Annotated in this window: 18 protein-coding genes; 14 read left to right on the forward strand and 4 right to left on the reverse strand. The window is 73.5% G+C overall.

The window, feature by feature from the left end; translation table 11 throughout:
* Window positions 1-8: 8 nt before the first annotated feature.
* The 3 genes from ACI3ET_RS13510 to ACI3ET_RS13520 all read left to right on the forward strand — a co-directional run bounded on the left by ACI3ET_RS13510 (window position 9) and on the right by ACI3ET_RS13520 (window position 3,110).
* Window positions 9-1,058, forward strand: coding sequence for an alpha-ketoacid dehydrogenase subunit beta (locus ACI3ET_RS13510; protein WP_405033585.1), 1,050 nt, complete (start codon window positions 9-11; stop codon window positions 1,056-1,058).
* Window positions 1,059-1,090: 32 nt separating this feature from the next.
* A complete protein-coding gene (locus ACI3ET_RS13515) occupies window positions 1,091-2,548 on the forward strand; it encodes a dihydrolipoamide acetyltransferase family protein (RefSeq protein WP_405033586.1) in 1,458 nt (485 codons plus the stop codon).
* A gap of 157 nt (window positions 2,549-2,705) precedes the next feature.
* Complete coding sequence (locus ACI3ET_RS13520) at window positions 2,706-3,110, forward strand: hypothetical protein (protein ID WP_405033587.1); 405 nt, start codon at window positions 2,706-2,708, stop codon at window positions 3,108-3,110.
* Window positions 3,111-3,182: 72 nt separating this feature from the next.
* Here the strand turns inward: ACI3ET_RS13520 and ACI3ET_RS13525 are convergent, their stop codons facing one another.
* The 3 genes from ACI3ET_RS13525 to ACI3ET_RS13535 all read right to left on the reverse strand — a co-directional run bounded on the left by ACI3ET_RS13525 (window position 3,183) and on the right by ACI3ET_RS13535 (window position 5,535).
* Window positions 3,183-4,016, reverse strand: a complete 834-nt coding sequence (locus ACI3ET_RS13525) for a patatin-like phospholipase family protein (protein ID WP_405033588.1) — start codon at window positions 4,014-4,016, stop codon at window positions 3,183-3,185.
* Between the two features lie 8 nt (window positions 4,017-4,024).
* On the reverse strand, window positions 4,025-4,948 hold the full coding sequence (locus ACI3ET_RS13530) for a maleylpyruvate isomerase family mycothiol-dependent enzyme (protein WP_405033589.1): 924 nt from the start codon (window positions 4,946-4,948) through the stop codon (window positions 4,025-4,027).
* Window positions 4,949-5,019: 71 nt separating this feature from the next.
* Window positions 5,020-5,535, reverse strand: coding sequence for a hypothetical protein (locus ACI3ET_RS13535; RefSeq protein WP_405033590.1), 516 nt, complete (start codon window positions 5,533-5,535; stop codon window positions 5,020-5,022).
* Window positions 5,536-5,761: 226 nt separating this feature from the next.
* Between ACI3ET_RS13535 and ACI3ET_RS13540 the strand changes: the two genes are divergently transcribed.
* The 5 genes from ACI3ET_RS13540 (at window position 5,762) to ACI3ET_RS13560 (ending at window position 11,456) form a co-directional block, all read left to right on the forward strand.
* A complete protein-coding gene (locus tag ACI3ET_RS13540) occupies window positions 5,762-7,825 on the forward strand; it encodes a bifunctional copper resistance protein CopD/cytochrome c oxidase assembly protein (protein WP_405033591.1) in 2,064 nt (687 codons plus the stop codon).
* On the forward strand, window positions 7,822-8,715 hold the full coding sequence (locus ACI3ET_RS13545; RefSeq protein WP_405033592.1) for a carbon-nitrogen family hydrolase: 894 nt from the start codon (window positions 7,822-7,824) through the stop codon (window positions 8,713-8,715). Before ACI3ET_RS13540 ends, ACI3ET_RS13545 begins: the two co-directional genes overlap by 4 nt.
* A 34-nt stretch (window positions 8,716-8,749) precedes the next feature.
* Window positions 8,750-8,983, forward strand: coding sequence for a DUF6458 family protein (locus ACI3ET_RS13550; RefSeq protein ID WP_405033594.1), 234 nt, complete (start codon window positions 8,750-8,752; stop codon window positions 8,981-8,983).
* Between the two features lie 93 nt (window positions 8,984-9,076).
* A complete protein-coding gene (locus tag ACI3ET_RS13555; RefSeq protein WP_405033596.1) occupies window positions 9,077-9,580 on the forward strand; it encodes a GtrA family protein in 504 nt (167 codons plus the stop codon).
* 100 nt (window positions 9,581-9,680) lie between these two features.
* A complete protein-coding gene (locus ACI3ET_RS13560; RefSeq protein WP_405033598.1) occupies window positions 9,681-11,456 on the forward strand; it encodes an N-acetylmuramoyl-L-alanine amidase in 1,776 nt (591 codons plus the stop codon).
* Window positions 11,457-11,476: 20 nt separating this feature from the next.
* On the opposite strand, the gene ACI3ET_RS13565 is transcribed toward ACI3ET_RS13560, so the two are convergent.
* Complete coding sequence (locus ACI3ET_RS13565) at window positions 11,477-13,336, reverse strand: acyl-CoA dehydrogenase (protein WP_405033599.1); 1,860 nt, start codon at window positions 13,334-13,336, stop codon at window positions 11,477-11,479.
* Window positions 13,337-13,467: 131 nt separating this feature from the next.
* Between ACI3ET_RS13565 and ACI3ET_RS13570 the strand changes: the two genes are divergently transcribed.
* The 6 genes from ACI3ET_RS13570 to ACI3ET_RS13595 all read left to right on the forward strand — a co-directional run bounded on the left by ACI3ET_RS13570 (window position 13,468) and on the right by ACI3ET_RS13595 (window position 19,980).
* Window positions 13,468-15,045 carry an ABC transporter substrate-binding protein gene (locus ACI3ET_RS13570; protein ID WP_405033600.1) on the forward strand — a complete coding sequence of 526 codons (1,578 nt, stop codon included), beginning with the start codon at window positions 13,468-13,470 and terminating at the stop codon, window positions 15,043-15,045.
* 70 nt (window positions 15,046-15,115) lie between these two features.
* Window positions 15,116-16,066: an ABC transporter permease gene (locus ACI3ET_RS13575; RefSeq protein WP_405033601.1), complete on the forward strand. Its 951-nt coding sequence runs from the start codon at window positions 15,116-15,118 to the stop codon at window positions 16,064-16,066.
* A complete protein-coding gene (locus ACI3ET_RS13580; protein WP_405033602.1) occupies window positions 16,063-16,938 on the forward strand; it encodes an ABC transporter permease in 876 nt (291 codons plus the stop codon). The genes ACI3ET_RS13575 and ACI3ET_RS13580 overlap by 4 nt, the downstream gene beginning before the upstream one ends.
* Entirely contained in the window at window positions 16,935-17,945 is a 1,011-nt protein-coding gene (locus tag ACI3ET_RS13585) for an ABC transporter ATP-binding protein (RefSeq protein ID WP_405033603.1), read from the forward strand. The genes ACI3ET_RS13580 and ACI3ET_RS13585 overlap by 4 nt, the downstream gene beginning before the upstream one ends.
* Entirely contained in the window at window positions 17,942-18,805 is an 864-nt protein-coding gene (locus tag ACI3ET_RS13590; RefSeq protein ID WP_405033604.1) for an ATP-binding cassette domain-containing protein, read from the forward strand. The genes ACI3ET_RS13585 and ACI3ET_RS13590 overlap by 4 nt, the downstream gene beginning before the upstream one ends.
* Window positions 18,802-19,980 carry a P1 family peptidase gene (locus tag ACI3ET_RS13595; RefSeq protein WP_405033605.1) on the forward strand — a complete coding sequence of 393 codons (1,179 nt, stop codon included), beginning with the start codon at window positions 18,802-18,804 and terminating at the stop codon, window positions 19,978-19,980. The genes ACI3ET_RS13590 and ACI3ET_RS13595 overlap by 4 nt, the downstream gene beginning before the upstream one ends.
* Window positions 19,981-19,989: the final 9 nt, after the last annotated feature.

Genomic DNA, 19,989 nt, shown 5'->3' on the forward strand with positions numbered 1-19,989 from the left:
ACGGGACGATGAGCACCACCACGAGCACCACGCCCAGCAGCAGCCCCCGCGCGTCGACGGCGCAGCGCACCACGATCGCCAAGGCCCTCAACGCCGGCATGCGCGCGGCCATGGAGCGCGACCCCAAGGTCGTCCTCATGGGCGAGGACATCGGCAAGCTCGGGGGCGTCTTCCGCATCACCGAGGGCCTGCAGAAGGACTTCGGCGAGGACCGCGTCATCGACGCCCCGCTCGCGGAGGCCGGCATCGTCGGCACCGCGGTCGGTCTGGCGCTGCGCGGCTACCGCCCCGTCGTCGAGATCCAGTTCGACGGCTTCGTCTACCCGGCCTTCGACCACATCGTCAGCCAGGTCGCGAAGATGCACTACCGCTCCCTGGGCAGGCTCAAGCTGCCGATGGTCATCCGCATCCCCTACGGCGGCGGCATCGGCGCGGTCGAGCACCACAGCGAGTCCAACGAGTCCTACTTCGCGCACACCGCCGGCCTGCGGGTCGTCACGGCCGCGACGACCGAGGACGCCTACTGGATGATGCAGCAGGCCATCGCCACCGACGACCCGGTGATCTTCTACGAGCCCAAGCGCCGCTACCACGAGCGCGGCGTGCTCGACCTGGGCGCCGGACCGGCGGACCTCGGCGACGCGCCGCACGCCCTCAACGACGCCGTCGTGCGCGTCGAGGGCGCGGACGTGACCGTGCTGACCTACGGCCCGATGCTCAAGGTGGCGCTCGCCGCCGCCCAGGCCTCCGAGCTGGAGGACGGCCCCTCCCTGGAGGTCGTCGACCTGCGCTCGCTGTCCCCGCTGGACACCGGCACCATCGAGGCGTCGGTCCGCAAGACCGGGCGGTGCATCACGCTGTCGGAGGCGCAGTCCTTCAGCAGCATCACCGCCGAGCTCGCCGCCCACGTGCAGCGCGAGTGCTTCTACGACCTGGAGGCGCCGGTCGTGCGGGTCGGGGGCTACAACATCCCCTACCCGCCCAGCCGCCACGAGGAGGTCTTCCTCCCCGACCTCGACCGCGTCCTGCACGCCGTCGAGACCGTCCTGGGCTACTGACCCGCCCGCGCGCAGCACCCGAAGGAGCCCGCATGCCCGAGTTCACACTCCCGGACCCCGGTGAGGGCCTCGTCGAGGCCACGATCATCCAGTGGAAGGTCGCCGTCGGCGACACGGTCCAGACCAACGACATCGTCGTCGAGGTCGAGACCGCCAAGTCGCTCGTCGAGCTGCCGATCCCGTGGGCCGGCACCGTCACCGCGATCCTCGCCCAGGAGGGCGACGAGGTCGAGGTCGGCGCCCCGATCATCGCGATCGACACCGGCGACGGCGGGGGAGGCGGTGGTGGGACGACGGCGGAGGACGTGACCGACGCCGCGACCGCGGCCTCCGACAACCTCGTGCCGACGGTCCCGGCCGCCCCGGCCCGCGAGGCCGTGCTCGTCGGCTACGGCGCCATCGAGTCCTCGACGACGCGTCGCCGCCGCCGCGGCGACGCGCTGACCGCCGAGGCCGCCGAGGAGGTCGGCCAGCCGCGCCGCGCCAAGGCAGCCCCGCCCGTGCGCAAGTACGCCAAGGACCGCGGCGTCGACCTCACCCAGGTCGCCCCGTCGCGCGAGGACGGCGTCGTCACCCGCGCCGACGTCGACCGTCACCTCGCCGGTGCCGCGGCCACCCCGTCGGCCGCGCCCGCCGAGGGCGCAGCGCCGGCCGCACCCGCCTCTGCGCCTGTCGCACCCGCCTCCGCGCCTGCCGCCGCGCCTGTGGCACCCGCCGCCGCGGCGGCACCGACCCAGGCGACGCCATACCAGCGCCCGACCCTGGACCGCTCCGGCGAGCGCGAGCAGCGCGTCGACGTCAAGGGCGTGCGCCGGCTGACCGCGAAGGCGATGGTGGCCAGCAAGTTCACCGCGCCGCACGTCACCGAGTTCATGACGGTGGACGCGACGGCGACGATGGAGCTGGTCGAGCGGCTGAAGAAGGACCGCGACTTCCGCCACGTCAAGGTCAGCCCGCTGCTGGTCCTGGCCAGGGCGATGACGATCGCGATCCGCCGCAACCCCGGCGTCAACGCGGTGTGGGACGAGGCGGAGCAGCAGATCGTGCAGCGCAACTACGTCAACATCGGGATCGCCGCCGCTACCCCCCGCGGTCTCGTGGTGCCCAACATCAAGGACGCCGACCTCATGGACCTGCGGCAGCTCGCCGAGGCGATGCAGGACCTCGTCGCGACGGCCAAGGCCGGGCGCACCCAGCCGGCCGACATGTCGGGCGGCACGATCACCATCACCAACGTCGGCGTCTTCGGCGTCGACACCGGCACCCCGATCATCAACCCCGGCGAGTCCGCGATCGTGGCCTTCGGCGCGATCCGGCGCATGCCGTGGGTCGTGGGCGAGGGTGACGAGGAGCGCATCGAGCCGCGCTGGGTCACCCAGCTCGCTGTCGCCTTCGACCACCGGCTCATCGACGGCGAGCTCGGGTCGATGTTCCTCGCCGACCTCGGGGCGCTGATCCAGGACCCGGCCCGCGCGCTGGTCTGGGGCTGAGGGGCGAGCGGGTGCTCTGGGGGCCGAGGGCGAGCGACAGGACGGCACGTCGGTTCATTGGTCGTGGTGCCCGCGACGTCGACGTGCGGCCACGGCGCAGGCATGGAGGCCAGGCCCGCGCGGCGGAACCCCGGCGGGCGCGGCATACCATCGGCGCATGTCCCCTCGGCCCCGTCTCAAGGACCGGTTGTTCTCGCTCCTCGCCACGCTGGGGGCCGTCGTCGTCTTCGTGGTCGGGATGTCGCGCGGCAACACCCGGTTCGCGGTCGTCGGGGCGCTGTTCTTCCTGGGCTACGGGGCGCTGCACGCGGCCACCCGCCGCCTGACGCCCGGCGCGCGGCTGATGACCGGCGACGGCGCGGACGCGGCCGAGCGCCTCGCGCAGTTCCGGGCCACCCGGCTGGCCGGGCAGGTCGCGCTCGGCGTCGCGCTGCTCGGCCTCGTGCTCGACCTGGTGCTCCAGTGGGAGCCGGGGCTGTGGGTCGCGGGGTCCTCGCTGGTCGTGGTGGCCGCGTTCGTCGCGGGCCTGTGGGCGTTCGGCAGGGCGGCGCGCTCGCGCTGACGCACCACCCGACCTCAGGTGTTCCGCGGAACACCCCCCCGCCGCAGGTGTTCCGCGGAACACCTGCCCTCGTCAGCGACCCACCATCTCCAGCAGCTCCACCACGCGCTCCTGCGCCGCGGTCGCACCGGCCTCGATCGCCTGCCGCGCCTTGTGGAAGTCGGGCAGGTCGACGCCGTCGATCCGCGGGTCGAGCAGGACGTCGGGGCGGTAGAACGACAGCCTCGCCATCGTCAGCTGCGCCTGCATCACGTCGGTCGCGCGCAGCAGCTCGCGGAAGGCCCCGCCCGGCCGGCGCCGCTGCCCGCCCCCCTCGTCGCCGCTGCGCTCGACCGTCGCGAGCGGCGTGGCGTTCACCGCGAGCACCCGCCGGGCGCCGAGGAAGAGCGCCCCGTCGACCGGGATCTGGTTGAGCACGCCGCCGTCGAGCAGCGTCGCGCCGTCGAGGTGCACCGGCTGGATGGCACCCGGGTAGGCGGTGGTCGCCCGCACCGCGGTGATGAGGTCACCCGTGTGCGCGTAGTGCAGCCGTCCCTCGGTCAGGTCGGTCGCGGTCAGCACCAGCGGCAGCTCGAGCTCCTCGAACGTCGCCGGCAGCAGGTCGGAGAGCCACCCGACGAACGCCCGGGAGCTGAGCAGCCGCCCCGACGGCCGCCAGTCGATCAGCCGCGCCCAGCGCACGTCCGTGGCGATCTTCTCCATCTCCGACGCGCTGTAGCCCGCTGCCAGGAACGCCCCGATCAGCCCGCCCATGCTCGTCCCGGAGACGACGTCGGGGTGGATGTCGAGCTCGTCCAGCACCCGGAGCACGCCGATGTGGCACAGGCCGCGCGCACCGCCACCACCGAGCGCCAGCCCCAGCCGCGGGGGGTGGGGGGCGTCGGGCTCGGGGGTCGCGCGCGCCATCGCCGGTCTCAGGGGGTGAGCACGAGGGCCTCGAGGACCTGGCGCGCCAGGTCCTCGTCGCCGGTGACGTTGTATGCCGTCTCCGCCGTGCTCACGCGCCCGGCGGCGCGCCGCGCCAGGGCGGAGGTGGACAGCGCGATGGTCGTGGTGCGGTCGTGCGAGTCGTCGTCGACGCTCGGCCGGACGTCGTCGGCCCCGGTGTGGCCGGTGAAGAGCTCGTGACCCACCAGCGCGCCCTCGGCGTCGAGGCCGACGCGCACGCCGCCACGACCGTTGACCGGGCCGGTGCTCTCGAGGATGACGACGGTGCCCGGTTCCGGACGGACCCGGCGCACGACCAGGCGCGGCAGCGCGTCGAGGATCGCCTGGACGTAGGTGCTGGCGCCGGGGGAGTCCAGGGACCCCGGGCGGCCGACGGCGTCGCGGAGGTCCTGCTCGTGGGCCCAGATGTCGATGAGGCGGTGCTGCGTCACCGGGCCGAAGGGTCCGTCCAGGCCCATGACCGAGCGGACCGGCGTCTCGAGGGTGAGCTCGGGGGTGTACATCGCGGCGCTGCGGACCTCCATCAGCGTCCGCAGCTCGGCGAGCAGACCGGCCGGGTCGCGGTCGCGCCGGGCGAGGACGCCCTCCTCGTTCCAGACGCCGAAGTCGTTGCGGACGTGGGGCGGGTCGCCGACCGTCACGGCGGGGGCGGCGGGGGCGGGGGAGGGGACGGAGGCGTCCCCGCCGGGGTGCTCCATACCCGCCAGGTAGCTCTCGATGTGCACGACGTGGGCCAGGTGGTCGCGGGTGGACCAGCCGGGGCAGGTGGTCGGCAGCTCCCACTCCTGCGGCCGCAGGCCCTCACCGACGTCGGCGAACGACGACACCGTCTGGCGGTAGGCCTCGATGAGGGTGGGGACGTCGGCGGGGACGGCGGGGTGCACGGGCATGGACCCAGGTTACGGGTGCGCCCGCCCGGACGAGGTCCGGGCGGGCGCTGGGGGTCAGCTGGCGCTGGGGGTCAGCTGGTGCAGGCAGCCTCGAGCTCGCCCTGGGCGGCGGCCGAGTCGGTGACGTCGATCTCCGGGACGGTGATCTCGGGGTCCGTCGGCAGCTGCTCGTCGTCGTCGAGCACCGCGGCGCTGGCCTCGAGGAAGGGGGCGTTGACCCGCTCCAGGAGGGCGGTCTGGTCCTCGCCGCCGGCGTCGACCAGCTGGCTGATGCGCTGGCTCAGCAGGTTGACCTCGCCCCAGGTGGCGGGGTCGGTGACCGCACCGGCCTCGAGCAGGTCGCGGTCGGCCTGGGCGCGGTCGGCCAGGGTGACGGGGCCGGTCTGGAAGAAGCCGGCGCACGCCGGGTCGTCCATCACGGCCTGGGTCACGTCGGTGCTTGTGCTCTCGGCCGCCTCGTCGCCGGCCGCGGTGCTGGTGCTGGTGCTGGTGCCGGCGCCGGGAGCCGTCTCGTCCGCGTCGGTCCCGCAGGCGGTGAGGGCCAGGCCCAGGCCCAGGGCGGCAGCGGTCAGGGTGATGCGTCGCATGAGTTGTGTCTCCATCTCGTCTCGTGTCGTATGTCTCCGCAGCCGGGCGGGGCGACACGAGGTCCGACGGACACCCGCAAAGCCGGCGTCCATGTCGCTGCGACCTTCCATTGTGCGCCTCTTCCCCCTGCACCCCAAACGCCACTCCCGCCCCCACCCGCAGGGGTGGTACCGGATCGGACCGGGTCGGCCGTGGGCTGTCGGCCCGCGCGCCTACCATGAAGAGGTGACCTCCACCCAGCGCTCGGCAGAGCCGGGCACGCCCCCGGCGGGTCCAGACCGGCGTCTGGACCGGCGTCCGGACCGGCGTCCGGACCGGCGTCCCGACGACGTCCTGGGCGGATGGTCGCTCGTCGTCACCACCGTGGTCGTCGCCCTGGTCGCAGCGGTGCCGGTCGCCGCCTTCTCCGGAGCTGCGGCGCCGCTCCTCATCGGGGACGCCGGCCCGCTCGTGCGCTGGGGGATGACCCTCGTCGGCGTGGTCCACGACCTCGCCGCCGCCCTGACGGTCGGGCTGCTCGTGGTGGCGGCGTTCCTCGTCCGCGAGGGTCGCGGCACCGACCGCCGCGGGACCGCCGCCCGCGCCGCGCTGCTCTCGGTCCTGGTCTGGTGGGTGAGCGCGGTCGTGCTGCTGGTCCTGGGGTTCGGGGAGCTGGCGGGTGTGCCGCCGTCCTCGCCGGGCTACCTGGGGGACCTCTGGGCCAACCTGTGGGACCTGGAGATCCTGCGGCTGGCGGTGACCGAGATCCTGCTCGTGACCGCGCTGCTGGCGCTGGTGTCCTGGGCGCGGACCAGGTGGGCCCTGGCGGGGTCGGCGGCGCTGGCGCTGGCAGCCCTCGTCCCGCTCGCCTTCTCGGGGCACGCCGGGTCGATCGTCGGTCACGAGACCGTGGTCACGGCGCTGGGTCTGCACCTGCTCGGGCTGACCGTCTGGGTCGGCGGGCTGATGGCCATCGGCCTCCTGCTCCCTGTCCTGGGCCCTGCCCTGCCCGACACGGTCCGGCGCTACTCCGTGCTGGCCGCCTGGTCCTACGCCGCGGTGGCCCTGTCCGGCGTGCTCTTCGCGACCGTCACGGTCGGCAGCCCGGCCAACCTGGCGACGTCCTACGGCGCGGTGCTGCTGCTCAAGGTCGCCCTGCTCGGGGTCCTCGGGGTCGCCGGCCTGCTCCAGCGCCGCACCGTCGTGGCGCGCGGCGTCGACTCACCCGCGCGGTTCGCCCGGCTGGCGCTCGGCGAGCTCGTCGTCATGGGGCTGGCCGTCGCCCTGGGCGTCGTGCTGTCGCGGACGCCGCCCCCGGTCGCCGACCCGCTGCAGGTCGACGTCGCGCTGGACCTGACCGGCTTCCCGATGCCGCCGCCCTGGGCGCTGGACCGCACCTTCACCACGTGGCAGGTGGACTGGCTGTTCACCCTCGGTGCGCTGCTGGCGGTCGGCCTCTACGTGCGGGGCATGGTCCGGCTGCGCCGCCGCGGCGACAGCTGGCCCGTCTGGAAGCTGCTCGTGTGGGTGCTGGGGTGGGCCCTGTTCGTCCTCGTCACCAACGGTGCGCCGGCCGTCTACGGGCGGGTGCTGTTCTCCATGCACATGGTCGAGCACATGGCGCTGATGATGGCCGTGCCGATCCTGCTGGTGCCGGCCAACGCCATCACGCTGGCCCTGCGGGCGCTCCCGGCCCGCCAGGACCGCACGCTCGGCCCGCGCGAGGTGCTGCTGGGTGTCGTGCACTCGCGCTGGGCCCGGTTCGTCGTCAACCCCGGCGTGGCCGGCCTGATGTTCTTCGGCAGCCTCGTCGTCTTCTACTGGAGCGGGATGCTGCAGTGGGCGCTGACCACGCACGTGGGCCACGTGTTCATGGTCCTGCACTTCTCCCTCACCGGCTTCGCCTTCGTCTGGTCCCTCGTCGGCACCGACCCGGGGCCGCCGAAGTGGCCGGCACCCGCCAGGGTCATCGTGCTGCTCGCCACCCTGGCGGCGCACGCCTTCTTCGGGCTGTCCATCATGCAGGGCACCTGGCTGCTCGCCCCGGAGTTCTACAAGACGCTGGCCGTCCCGTGGGTGCCGGACCTTCTCGTCGACCAGCAGCTGGGCGGCACCATCGCCTGGGGCATCGGCGAGCTGCCGACCGTCGTGCTCATGCTCATGGTCGTGATGGACTGGATGCGCCGCGACGAGCGCGAGAGCGTCCGGTCCGACCGGCAGGCCGACCGCGACCACGACGCCGAGCTCACCGCCTACAACGCCCGCCTGCAGGCGATGGCCCGCAGGGACACGAACAGGAGCACCTCGTGAAGATCGCCGTCGTCCAGCTCTCCTACGGCGAGGGGGCCGACGAGTCCGTCGCCGACCGCGCCACCCGCGTCGCCGACCTGGTGCGCACCCACGGGGCCGGCCACGACCTCGTCGTCCTGCCCGAGCTGTGGAGCGCCGGCGGCTTCGCGGTCGACGACTGGCAGGGGCGCAGCCAGGAGCTGGGGGAGGACCTGCTGGTCGAGTCCTCCGTCGCCCCGCTGCCGGAGGCGCTCGCGCCGCTGGCCGACGCCGCGCGCGAGACCGGTGCGGTGCTGCATACCGGCTCGGTCGTGGAGCGCACCCGGCAGCCGGGCGCCGAGGGCCGGCACCTGTGGAACACCTCGGTGGTGCTCGACCCGCAGGGCCGCATCTGCGCGACCTACCGCAAGATCCACCGGTTCGGCTTCGCCGGCGGCGAGCCGCGGCTCATGGAGGGCGGTGCGCAGATCGTCGTCGTCGACCTGCCCGCCCCCGCCGACGCGCTCACCGTGGGGCTGTCCACCTGCTACGACCTGCGCTTCCCCGAGCTCTACCGGGCCCAGCTCGACCTGGGGGCCGAGCTCTTCGTCGTGCCCGCGGCCTGGCCGGCCGCCCGGGTGGAGGCCTGGCGGGTCCTGCTGCGCGCCCGGGCGGTCGAGGACCAGTGCTTCGTCGTCGCCTGCAACACCGCGGGCGAGCATGCCGGCGTGCCGATGGGCGGACGCAGCGCGGTCGTCGACCCGTGGGGGACGGTGCTCGTCGAGGCCGGGACCGGCGAGGAGGTGCTCTCCGTGGAGATCGACACCGACGCGGTGGACGCGGCCCGCACCAGCTTCCCCGTGCTGGCGGACCGTCGGCTCCGCCGGGACGGCGCGCGCGTGTTTCCCGCCGCGGGAGCACCGCTGACGTAGGCTCGACCCCGACCACTACGGAAGGGGCATCACCATGGGTATCGGCATCGGTATCTTCCTGCTCGTCGTCGGCGCCATCCTGAGGTGGGGCGTCGAGATCTTCGTGGAGGGCGTGAACCTCGACACGATCGGCTACATCCTCATGGGTGCCGGCGTCCTCGCGCTGCTGCTCGGCCTGGTGATGAACACCCAGCGGACCAACACGACGCACCGTGAGGTCGTCGACCGCCGCACCGACGCCGACGTGCGTCGCCGCGACGTCGAGTAGGGCTCGACCGCTCGGACAGGGACAGGTTCCTCCCAGCATGTCGCCCTAGGGTGGAACCTGTCCCTGTCTGCTGCCCGGAGGCACCCACCGCCGATGACGAACGCGCTCGAGCGCCCCCCCGACCTGTCGACGGGCCCCGCCGTGACCGCAGCCACGCGCTTCGCCGCGCTCCGCGACGCCGGGCACGCCCTCCTGCCGGCCTGGCTCGGACGCCTCGTCCCCGCGACCGCGATCGGGTTCGCCGTCCTGTCGAGCCTCACCTACGCGATCGACCTGCTCGTGCTCGCCGTGCTCTTCGACGGACTGGCCCTGCCCTACCCGGTGGCCGTCACCGGCGGCTACCTGGTCGCGTTCACCCTCGCGTTCGTGCTCAACCGGTGGCTGAACTTCCAGTCGCACGGGTCGGTGGGGCGGCAGTCGCAGCGCTACGTGCTGACCGTCGCCGCCAACTACGTGCTCTTCATCCTCCTGCTGGCCACGACCCTGGAGGCCCTCGGCGTGCAGTACCTCGTCGCGCGCCTCGTCGCCGGCGCCGGCGAGGCGGTCTTCATGTACCTGATGATGCGCTTCGTCATCTTCCGGCAGCGCTCCGCCTGACCTGACCGTCGCCGCCGGCCCGGGCAGGACCGGTCGTGGACGGTGCCCGCCCCCTCCAGCTAGGGTGCGAGCCGTCGACCCTTCGCGCCCAGGAGCACTGATGGCAGCCTCACTTCCCCGCCGGTCCGCCGTCTACGCCGCCGTGATGAGTGTGCTGGTCTCGCTGCTGGTCTGGGTGGAGCCGTCGGTGGCCGTCATGGCTCCGAGCACGCTCGCGGACCGCAAACCCGTGCAGGCCGGCCCGGTGCAGACCGACTTCCCGATCGACTACCTCGGCGTGCTGTGGGACACCCCCGCTGCGCACGAGCACGCGGACGACCACGGGGGAGCCGGTGCGAACGGGGCGGTGCGCTTCCGCCACGACGGCGTCTGGGGCAGGTGGGTGCCGCTGGTCGAGGACGGCGTCGAGGCGGAGGGCCGGTGGGCCAGCGGACTGGTGCACGGTGGTGGCGCCGAGGCGTACCAGGTCCGCGGTGTCCCGGCCGCGGCGCTCGACTCGCGGGCGGTCGCCATCAACACCACGGACGGGCCGGTGGAGAAGGTGGGGGAGCGGCGCGGCGGGGCGGCGAACGCGAGCGCGACCACCGGCTGCCAGAGTCGCGCCGAGTGGGGCGCCGACGAGGCGATGCGGTTCACCCGGAAGGGGGACGAGATCTTCGAGCCCACGTTCCACGAGGTCCAGGCACTGACGGTGCACCACACGGCGACCCTGAACGGCGACGAGAACCCGGCCGCGACCGTGCGGGCGATCTACCGCTACCACGCGGTGGACAACCGCTGGGGCGACATCGGCTACCAGTACCTCGTCGACGAGGACGGAGTGGTCTACGAGGGTCGGTGGTCCGGGGAGGCCAGCACGTCCTGCCTCGCCGGCGGAGACGGCTCCGACTTCGCCCACGAGACCGGGGGAGACCGGGTCGTGACGGGCGCTCACACGGGAGGCTGGAACTCGGGCAACGTGGGGGTGGCCCTCCTGGGCGACTTCACGACCAGCTCCTCCGGGGCCGACCCTGCCGCGGCGGCGCTCGGGTCGCTGGAGAACCTCCTCGTCGACCTCACCGCGCGGCACGGGCTCACGCCCCAGGCCGAGATCACCTACGCCAACCCCGTCAGCGGCGAGACGAAGGTGGTCGACACGATCGGCGGCCACCGCGACTACATGGCGACCGAGTGCCCCGGTGAGCGGCTCTACGGGCTGCTGCCCGACATCCGCGACGCCGTCGCGGCGACGCTGGTCACGCCGGGCGACGGCGCGCCCACCGTCAGCGTGACCAGCCCGAGCGCCGGCGACACCGTGAGCGGCGTGGTCACCCTGGCCGCCGATGCCACCGACGACGGAGGCGTCTCGCAGGTCGCCTTCTCGGTCGACGGGGCAGTGGTGGGCACGGACACGGACGGCAGCGACGGCTGGACGGCATCGTGGGACACCGGGACGGCCCCCGACGCCCAGCGCACGGTCACGGCGGTCGCGACCGACACCGGCGGTCGGTCCACGACCCACTCCGTCACCGTCACCGTCATGAACGGCGTCGGCACCCCGGGCTCCGTGCACGTCGGTGACCTCGACGGCACCGTCGCGTCGCAGAAGAGCCGGTGGACGGCCGGCGTCGAGGTCACGGTCGTGGACGGCCTCGGTGCTGTCGTCGGTGGCGCCCTGGTCTCCGGCACCTGGACCACGACCGGCACCACGGACTCGTGCACCACCGGGTCCGACGGCACCTGCTCGGTGAGCCAGGGGGCCGGCAAGGGAACCGGCTCCCTGACCTTCGTGGTCGACGACGTGAAGAAGGACACCCTGTCCTACGCAGCGGACGACAACGACGACCCGGACGGTGACTCGGACGGCACGACCATCACCGTCGTCCGCAGCGGGTAGGGGTCACCGGACGCCCGACGTCAGAACGCCTCCTCCGGAAGGTCCATGAGGGCGGTGTCGGGAGCGGTGATGGTGCGCCGGTCCGCGCCCAGCCTGGGCAGGACCTCGCCGGCGAAGAACCGCGCCGCCGCGACCTTCCCCTGCAGGTATGCCGTGTCGCCGGGCCGTTCACCCGTGGCCAGCAGGCGCTCGGCCACCTCGGCCTGGCGCAGCAGCAGCCAGCCGATGACGAGGTCGCCCGCGGCGAGGAGGAAGCGCGTGGTGCCCAGGCCCACGGCATACAGCTGCTGGGGGTCCTGCTGCGCGGCCGTCGCGCGGCCGGTCAGGAACTCGACCATCGCCTGGATCTCGCCGAGCGCCCGGGCGACGGCGCCGCGCACGTCGCCGAGTCCGTCGTCGGTCTGCGCCGTCACGGTGGCGAGGACCTCCTGGGCGACGTAGCCCAGCGCCGCACCCTTGTCGCGCAGGATCTTGCGGAAGAAGAAGTCCTGGCCCTGGATCGCGGTCGTGCCCTCGTAGAGCGAGTCGATCTTGGCGTCGCGGACGTACTGCTCGAGCGGGTAGTCCTGCAGGAAGCCCGAACCGCCGAAGGTCTGCAGCGACTCGGTGCCCAGCAGCACCCACGCGCGCTCGGACCCGCAGCCCTTGACCAGCGGCAGGAGCAGGTCGTTGACGCGCGCGGCCATCCCGGCCTCGCTGTCCGCCGCGACCGCCTCGTCCCCGCTCGCCTGCTGGGCGGCGAAGACGGTGTCCTGGAAGCTCGCCGTGTAGAGCATGAGCGCCCGCAGACCCTCGGCGTAGGACTTCTGCAGCATGAGCGAGCGCCGCACGTCGGGGTGGTGGGTGATCGTCACGCGTGGTGCGGTCTTGTCCGTCATCCGGGTGAGGTCGGCGCCCTGGACGCGCTCCTTGGCGTAGTCGAGGGCGTTGAGGTAGCCGGTCGACAGCGTCGCGATGGCCTTCGTGCCGACGAGCATCCGCGCGTACTCGATGATCCGGAACATCTGCGCGATGCCGTCGTGGACCCCGCCGAGCAACCAGCCGACGGCCGGGTTGTCCGCGTCCTCGCCGAAGCGCAGCTCGCACGTCGTCGAGGCCTTGATCCCCATCTTGTGCTCGATGTTGGCGACCTGGACGCCGTTGGCGGGGCCCTGCTCGCCGGTCTGCAGGTCGAGGTGGTGCTGGGGGACGATGAACAGCGACAGCCCCTTGGTGCCCGGGCCGGCGCCGGCGGGCCGGGCGAGCACGAAGTGGATCACGTTGTCGTAGAACGGTGCCGTGCCGCTGGTGATGAACCGCTTGACGCCGGTGAGGTTCCACGTCCCGTCCGCGTTCTCGACGGCCCTCGTCCGCCCGGCGCCGACGTCCGAGCCGGCGTCGGGCTCGGTGAGCACCATCGTGGCGCCCCACTTCTTGTCGATCATCAGCTGGGCCAGACCCTGCTGCTCGGGGGTGCCGAGCCGGTAGAGCACGTTGGCGAAGGTGAAGCCCGCGGCGTACATCTTCACCGGCGGGTTGGCGCCGAGCACGAGCTCGGACAGCGCCCAGGTCAGGCTGGGCGGGGCCGGGGTGCCGCCCAGCTCGGCCGGGATCTCCAGGCGCCACCACTCGTTGTCGACCCAGGCCTGGTAGGAGTCCTGGAACGACTGCGGCATCGTCACGGTGCCGGTCGCCGGGTCGAAGACGGGGGGCGTGCGGTCGGACTCCAGCAGCGAGGACCCGATCGGCCCCTCGGCCAGCTCGGCGACCTGGCGCAGCACGTCGCCCGCGGTCTCGCGGTCGATGTCGGCGAACGGCGCCCGCCCGAGCACCTCCCCACGCTCCAGCACGTCGAAGAGCATGAACTCGATGTCACGCACGTTGCTGCGGTAGTGGCTCACGGCCGTCCTCCAATGTATCCGGTACTCGCGGTATCTACTTGCTGGTAGCAAGTCTTCCCCGTCGGCCGTCCTTTGGCAAGGGGCCGCCCCCGGGTGGCGCCCGGGCACCTGCATGCAGGATGATGCGGGCCATGAACGCGTCGACGAAGACACGGGCCCTGGTGGCCTCCCTGGCCACCGCCACGCTGCTCGCGGGCTGCAACGCCGGGGCGGGGGACGGGGCGGCGACCCCGGACAGCACGTCGGGGGCGACCGAGGGGACCGGCGGCACGGCAGCGCCGGGCGAGGACGACGGGGGCCAGGACGACCTCGTCCGGGTCGGGCTGGTGGCCGAGCCCGCCAGCCTCGACTTCACGACCACCGACGGGGCCGCCATCCCGCAGCTGCTGCTCGACAACGTCTTCGAGACGCTGGTGACGGTGGACGTGGAGACGGGCGAGGTCGTCGGGGCGCTCGCGGAGGACTGGGAGGTCAGCGAGGACCGCCTGACCTACACCTTCACGCTCAAGGACGGCGTCACCTTCAGCAACGGCGCCGACTTCACGGCCGAGGACGCGAAGTTCTCCCTCGAGCGCGTGCAGTCGGACGCCTGGACCACGAGCCTGAAGGCCCAGCTGGACGTCGTCGACTCGGTCGAGGCCCCCGACGACGGCACGCTGGTGGTCACGCTGACCCAGCCGCGCAACAGCTTCCTCTACTCCCTGACCACCCGCGTCGGGGCCATGTTCGACACCGAGGGGGTGGCGGACCTGGCCACGGACCCGATCGGCACCGGACCCTACGTGTTCGGCGACTGGCAGCGCGGGTCGATGATCACGATGGGACGCAACGAGGACTACCACGGCGAGGCGCCCCACTTCGCGACCGTGGAGATGCACTACTTCCGCGACCCCAACGCCCTGAACAACGCCATGCTCACCGACGCCATCGACATCGTGTCCACCGTGCAGGCGCCCGAGTCGCTCACCGAGTTCGAGGGCGGCGACTACCAGATCGTCGAGGGCAGCACCAACGGCGAGGTCGTCCTGTCGTTCAACAACGGGGAGGGCCCGTTCACCGACCTGCGGGTCCGGCAGGCCGCGCGTCACGCCATCGACCACCAGACGCTCGTGGACACCTGCTGGGCGGGGCGCGGCGAGCTCATCGGCTCGATGGTCCCGCCGACCGACCCCTGGTACGAGGACCGCACCGGCGACTACCCCTTCGACCCCGAGGGTGCGCGCGCGCTGCTCGTCGAGGCCGACGCCGAGGGCCAGGAGGTGCGGCTGCGGATCCCGACCCTTCCGTATGCCGTGGCCTGCGGCACCGTGGTCGAGTCGATGCTCGAGGACGCGGGCTTCGAGGTCACCGTCGACGAGCTGGAGTTCCCCTCGGCGTGGCTGGAGACGGTCTTCACCTCCCGCGACTACGACATGTCGATCGTGGCGCACGTCGAGCCCCGCGACCTCGGCAACGTCTTCGGCAACCCCGACTACTACACCGCCTACGGCACCGAGGACCTGCAGGCCCTGCTGGAGGAGGCCGAGACCGGCACCGAGGAGGAGCAGGTCAGTGCGATGCAGGAGGCGGCCACGCTGATCAGCGAGGACGCCGCCGCCGACTTCCTCTTCCTGCTGCCCAACCTGATGGTGGCCGACCCGGACATCACCGGGCTGCCGGAGAACGCCATCAAGGAGTCCTTCAGCCTCGCCGCGCTGGGTCGCGGCTGATCGACCTCCGAACCCGCCCCCGGCCCCGCCCGCCCGACGGCGGCGCGGAGCCCGGCGCACGGCATACCCGATGATCCGCAGACTCCTCCACCGCGCGGCGGTGCTGGTGCTGAGCGTCGCGGGCGCCTCCCTCGTGGTCTTCGGGTTCATGCGGGTGCTGCCCGGCGACCCGGCGCGGGTGGCGCTGGGCGTCAACGCCTCCGACGACGCGGTCGCGCAGCTGCGGACGCAGTTCGGGCTGGACCGGCCGGCCGCGGTGCAGTACCTCGACTGGGTCGGGGGGCTGCTCACGCTCGACCCCGGGATCGAGTTCGTGTCCAGGGCGCCGATCGGCCCGCAGATCGCCGACCGGCTGCAGGTGACGCTGTGGCTCGTGGGCGCCTCGATGGTGCTCGCGCTCCTCGTCGCGCTCCCGCTGGGGCTGTGGATGGCGGTCCGGCACCGGCACTGGGACGGGGTGGCGGTGTCGGCGGTGTCGCAGGTGGGCGTGGCGGTCCCGGCCTTCCTGGCCGGCATCGTGCTCATCGCGGTCTTCGCCGTCCGGCTGCGCTGGGTGCCCTCCGGGGGCTGGGTGGTCCCGGCCCAGGACCCGCTCGGGTTCCTGCAGCGGCTGGTGCTGCCGGCGGTCTCCCTGGCGCTCGTCCAGGGCGCGGTGCTCGCGCGCTACATCCGGTCGGCGGTGCTCGACGTGCTGCGGGAGGACTACCTGCGGACCGCGCGGGCCAAGGGGCTGCGGCCGGTGCAGGCGCTGGTGCGGCACGGCCTGCGCAACGCCGCGGTGCCGGTCGTGACCGTGCTCGGCCTGCAGCTGGCGACCCTGCTCGTCGGTGCCGTCGTCATCGAGCGGGTCTTCGTCATCCCCGGTCTCGGGTCGCTGCTGCTGGACTCCGTCGCCAAGCGCGAGCTGCTGACCGTGCAGGCGGTCGTGATGCTCCTGGTGGTCGCGGTGCTCGTCATCAACTTCGTCGTGGACCTGCTCTACCTGGTGATCGACCCGAGGCTGCGGACGGGGCCCCGATGAGCGGGCTACCGCTGCCGACGGCGGTCCCCGTGGGGCCCGCGCCCGGGCGGGGTGCCCGTCGCGGTCTCAACCCGAGCCTGGTCATCGGCGGCGTGCTGGTGCTGCTGGTCGTCGGGCTGGCGCTGCTGTCCTACGTCTGGACGCCGTGGCCGCCGATGAAGGTGCTGCCCGTCGAGGCCTACCAGACGCCGAACGCCGAGCACTGGCTCGGCACCGACAAGCTGCGGCGCGACGTCTTCACCCAGATCCTCGTCGGGGCACGGACCACGCTCTACGTCGGGCTCGTCGCCGTGGGCGTCGCCGCGCTCGTGGGCGTGCCGGTCGGCATCCTCGCCGCCATGTCGCCGGGGTGGCTGGGGCAGCTGGTGATGCGGACCAACGACGTGCTGCTGGCCTTCCCGGCACTGCTGCTGGCGATCATGTTCGCCGCGCTCTACGGAGGGTCCACACGGGTCGCGATGATCGCGATCGGCATCGCCACGATCCCCGCCTTCGCGCGGATCACCCGCTCGGGCGCGCTGGGCGTGATGAGCTCGGAGTATGTCGTGGCCGCCCGGGCCGCGGGCCGCTCGCCCCTCGCGATCGCCTGGCGGCACGTGCTGCCCAACGTCGCCGGCCTGGTCATCGTGCAGGCGTCGGTGTCCTTCGCGATCGCCATCCTCGCCGAGGCCGCGCTGGCCTACCTGGGTCTCGGCACGCCCACCGGCCAGGCCTCCTGGGGCCGGATGCTCTACGAGGCCCAGACCACCCTCCGCTCCGCCCCGCACCTGGCGCTGATCCCCGGCGCCGCGATCGCGCTGTCGGTGCTCGGCTTCAACCTCTTCGGCGACGGCCTGCGCGACCGCCTCGACCCCAAGCTGGAGGCGCGATGACCGACCGCACCGTCCTGCGCGTCGAGAACCTGTCCGTGGGGGCCCGGCACACAGCCCTCCTGCACGACGTCTCCTTCTCGATCGACAAGGGCGAGCGCGTCGGGCTCATCGGCGAGTCCGGCTCCGGCAAGTCGCTCACCGCGCTCGCGGTGATGGGGCTCCTGCCCGAGGGCCTGACCGCGGGCGGCGCCGTGCGCCTGGCCGCCCGCAGCCCCGCGACCTCCAACCTCCTCGACCGGTCCGAGCGCGAGATGGCCCGCGTGCGCGGCGACGGCATGTCGATGGTGTTCCAGGAGCCGATGACCGCGCTCAACCCGACCATGCGCGTCGGCGACCAGGTCGCCGAGGTGATGCTGCTGCACCGCACCCAGCCCTCCCGCGCCGCGGCCCGCCGCCGGGTCGTCGAGCTCCTCGAGCAGGTCGACCTGCCCGAGCCGGCGTCGCTGGCCCGCTCCTACCCCCACGAGCTGTCCGGCGGTCAGCGGCAGCGGGTGGTGCTGGCGATCGCGCTGGCCAACGACCCCGCGCTGCTCGTCTGCGACGAGCCGACGACCGCGCTGGACGTCACCGTGCAGGCCACGGTCCTCGACCTCGTCGTCCGCGGCGTGGAGGAGCGCCGCTCCGGGCTGCTGTTCATCACCCACGACCTCGGCGTGGTGGCCACCGTCTGCGAGCGCGTCCTCGTCATGTACGGCGGCCGCATCGTCGAGGCCGGCCCCGTCCAGCAGGTGTTCACCGACCCGCGGCACCGCTACACCGAGGGGCTCGTCGCCGCCAGCGACCTGTCCGGCGCCGACGGCCGACGCGGGCGCGCGCAGCTGCCGACGATCCCCGGCTCGGTGCCGCCCGCGGGCCGCTTCCCGGAGGGCTGCGTGTTCCGGACCCGGTGCGGGCACGCCACCGAGGCCTGCGCGACCCAGCCGCCGTGGACGGTGCGCGGGGAGCACGCGGCGGGGCCCACGGCCGACGGTCACGCCTGCTTCCACCCCGCCGGAGGTGGGCGATGACTGACGCCGCCACCACGCCGGCCGTCGAGCTCCGCGGCGTGGGCCGCCAGTTCCGCCGCCGGCGGACCTCGCTCCTGACCCCCGCACCGGTCGTCGACGCCGTCCGCGACGTGTCGGCCACCGTCGCCCGCGGCGAGCGCTTCGGCATCGTCGGCGAGTCGGGCTCCGGCAAGTCCACGCTGCTGCGCCTGATCTGCGGCCTCGACCAGCCGACGTCGGGCGAGGTCCTCGTCGAGGGCCGCCCGATCCACGACCAGCCGGCCCGTCGCCTGCGCTGGCTGCGGCAGCGGCTGCAGCTCGTCTTCCAGGACCCGATGGGTTCGCTCGACCCGCGCATGCGGGTCCGCGACATCATCGCCGAACCCCTGGTGGCGCAGGGCAAGCACGACAACGAGGCCCGCGTCGTCGAGCTCCTCGAGGCGGTCGGCATGTCGGCCGGGGACGCGCACCGCTACCCCCACCAGTTCTCCGGCGGGCAGCGCCAGCGCATCTCCGTCGCCCGCGCGCTGGCGCCCGGCCCGGACATCCTCGTCGCCGACGAGCCGGTCTCCGCGCTCGACGTCTCCGTCCGGGCGCAGGTCCTCAACCTCATCGACGAGGTCGTGGAGGGCTTCGACCTCACGCTGATCTTCGTCTCCCACGACCTGTCCGTCGTCCGCCACGTCTGCGACCGCGTCGCGGTGATGCGCCGGGGCGAGTTCGTCGAGGTCGCGCCCACGGAGCAGCTGTGGACGGCACCGCAGCACCCCTACAGCCAGCAGCTGCTCGCCGCCGTCCCCGACCTCCATGCCGCGCTGGCCGGCCGCACCGCCACCGACCTCGCCCGCGACGTCGAGCGGGCCCTGGGAGAGACGCCGTGAACGATCCTGCCGGCACCGCCGTCGCCGCTGCTGCCGCCGGCGCCCCCGGTCCCACCAACAGCCTCGTCGACGTCGCCGGGCTCGCGGTCGGCCACCACCAGCAGGTCGGCGACGGCTGGCTCACCGGCACCACGGTCGTCCTCGCCCCGCCGGACGGCGCGGCCTGCGGCACCGACGTGCGCGGCGGCGGCCCCGGGACCCGCGAGACCGACCTGCTCGACCCGTGCACCGTCGTCGACCGTGTCCACGCGGTCGTCCTCTCCGGCGGCTCCGCGTTCGGCCTCGGCGCCGCGGACGGCGTCATGCGCTGGCTGCTGGCGCGCGGCCGCGGCCTCGTCATGCGCGAGCCGGACGAGGTCGTGCCGATCGTGCCCGGGGCGGTCATCTTCGACCTCGGCCGGGGCGGACGCTGGGACGCGACCCCCGGCCCCGACTTCGGGGCCGCCGCCTGCGACGACGCCGAGCGTGCGCTCGGCGCAGGCACCGGGGGGCATGCCGTGCCGCCCGCCCAGGGCGTGGTCGGTGCCGGCACCGGCGGCCAGCTCGCCGGCGGGCTCAAGGGCGGCGTCGGCACCGCCAGCCTCGTCCTGCCCGGCGGCGCCACCGTCGCGGCCCTCGTCGTCGTCAACGCCGTGGGCTCCACCGTCGACCCGCAGACCGGCGAGCTCCTCGCCGCGCGGCACCTCCTCCCCGGCGACCTGCACGGCATACCCGGGCTGGGGTCCGCGGCGGTGCACCTGCGCACGCCCGACCGGGCCGAGGTGGACGAGGCACGACGGCGCGCGCAGGAGGTCCCGTGGCCGCCGCGCACCCTGGCCACGACGATCGGCGTCGTCGCGACCGACCTGACGCTCTCGGACGCGCGGTGCCAGCGCCTGGCGATGAGCGGTCAGGACGGGCTGGCGCGCGCGATCGAGCCGGCGCACACGATGCTCGACGGCGACACGCTCTTCGGGATGTCGACCGGTCGCCGTCCGGCGCCCGACCTCGCGGCCCTCGACGTGCTGCTGCACGCCGCGTCCCAGGTCGTGAGCCGGGCCATCGTGCGGGCGACGCTCGCTGCCGAGACCGTCGAGACCCCCGCGGGGACCTGGCGGTCCTACCGCGACGCGTTCCCCAGCGCGCTGGTGCGCCAGCCCGGGAGGACGCCGAGGGCCTCGTCCGGCGGCTCGTAGACTCGCGTC

Source organism: Ornithinimicrobium jinqii (genome assembly GCF_045032595.1).
In the GTDB taxonomy this organism is placed as follows: domain Bacteria; phylum Actinomycetota; class Actinomycetes; order Actinomycetales; family Dermatophilaceae; genus Ornithinicoccus.

Coding starts and splice junctions, on each gene's coding strand:
- ACI3ET_RS13510 (WP_405033585.1), top strand. CDS start 9: ATGAGCACCACCACGAGCACCACGCCCAGCAGCAGCCCCCGCGCGTCG.
- ACI3ET_RS13515 (WP_405033586.1), top strand. CDS start 1,091: ATGCCCGAGTTCACACTCCCGGACCCCGGTGAGGGCCTCGTCGAGGCC.
- ACI3ET_RS13520 (WP_405033587.1), top strand. CDS start 2,706: ATGTCCCCTCGGCCCCGTCTCAAGGACCGGTTGTTCTCGCTCCTCGCC.
- ACI3ET_RS13525 (WP_405033588.1), bottom strand. CDS start 4,016: ATGGCGCGCGCGACCCCCGAGCCCGACGCCCCCCACCCCCCGCGGCTG.
- ACI3ET_RS13530 (WP_405033589.1), bottom strand. CDS start 4,948: ATGCCCGTGCACCCCGCCGTCCCCGCCGACGTCCCCACCCTCATCGAG.
- ACI3ET_RS13535 (WP_405033590.1), bottom strand. CDS start 5,535: ATGCGACGCATCACCCTGACCGCTGCCGCCCTGGGCCTGGGCCTGGCC.
- ACI3ET_RS13550 (WP_405033594.1), top strand. CDS start 8,750: ATGGGTATCGGCATCGGTATCTTCCTGCTCGTCGTCGGCGCCATCCTG.
- ACI3ET_RS13555 (WP_405033596.1), top strand. CDS start 9,077: ATGACGAACGCGCTCGAGCGCCCCCCCGACCTGTCGACGGGCCCCGCC.
- ACI3ET_RS13560 (WP_405033598.1), top strand. CDS start 9,681: ATGGCAGCCTCACTTCCCCGCCGGTCCGCCGTCTACGCCGCCGTGATG.
- ACI3ET_RS13570 (WP_405033600.1), top strand. CDS start 13,468: ATGAACGCGTCGACGAAGACACGGGCCCTGGTGGCCTCCCTGGCCACC.
- ACI3ET_RS13575 (WP_405033601.1), top strand. CDS start 15,116: ATGATCCGCAGACTCCTCCACCGCGCGGCGGTGCTGGTGCTGAGCGTC.
- ACI3ET_RS13580 (WP_405033602.1), top strand. CDS start 16,063: ATGAGCGGGCTACCGCTGCCGACGGCGGTCCCCGTGGGGCCCGCGCCC.
- ACI3ET_RS13585 (WP_405033603.1), top strand. CDS start 16,935: ATGACCGACCGCACCGTCCTGCGCGTCGAGAACCTGTCCGTGGGGGCC.
- ACI3ET_RS13590 (WP_405033604.1), top strand. CDS start 17,942: ATGACTGACGCCGCCACCACGCCGGCCGTCGAGCTCCGCGGCGTGGGC.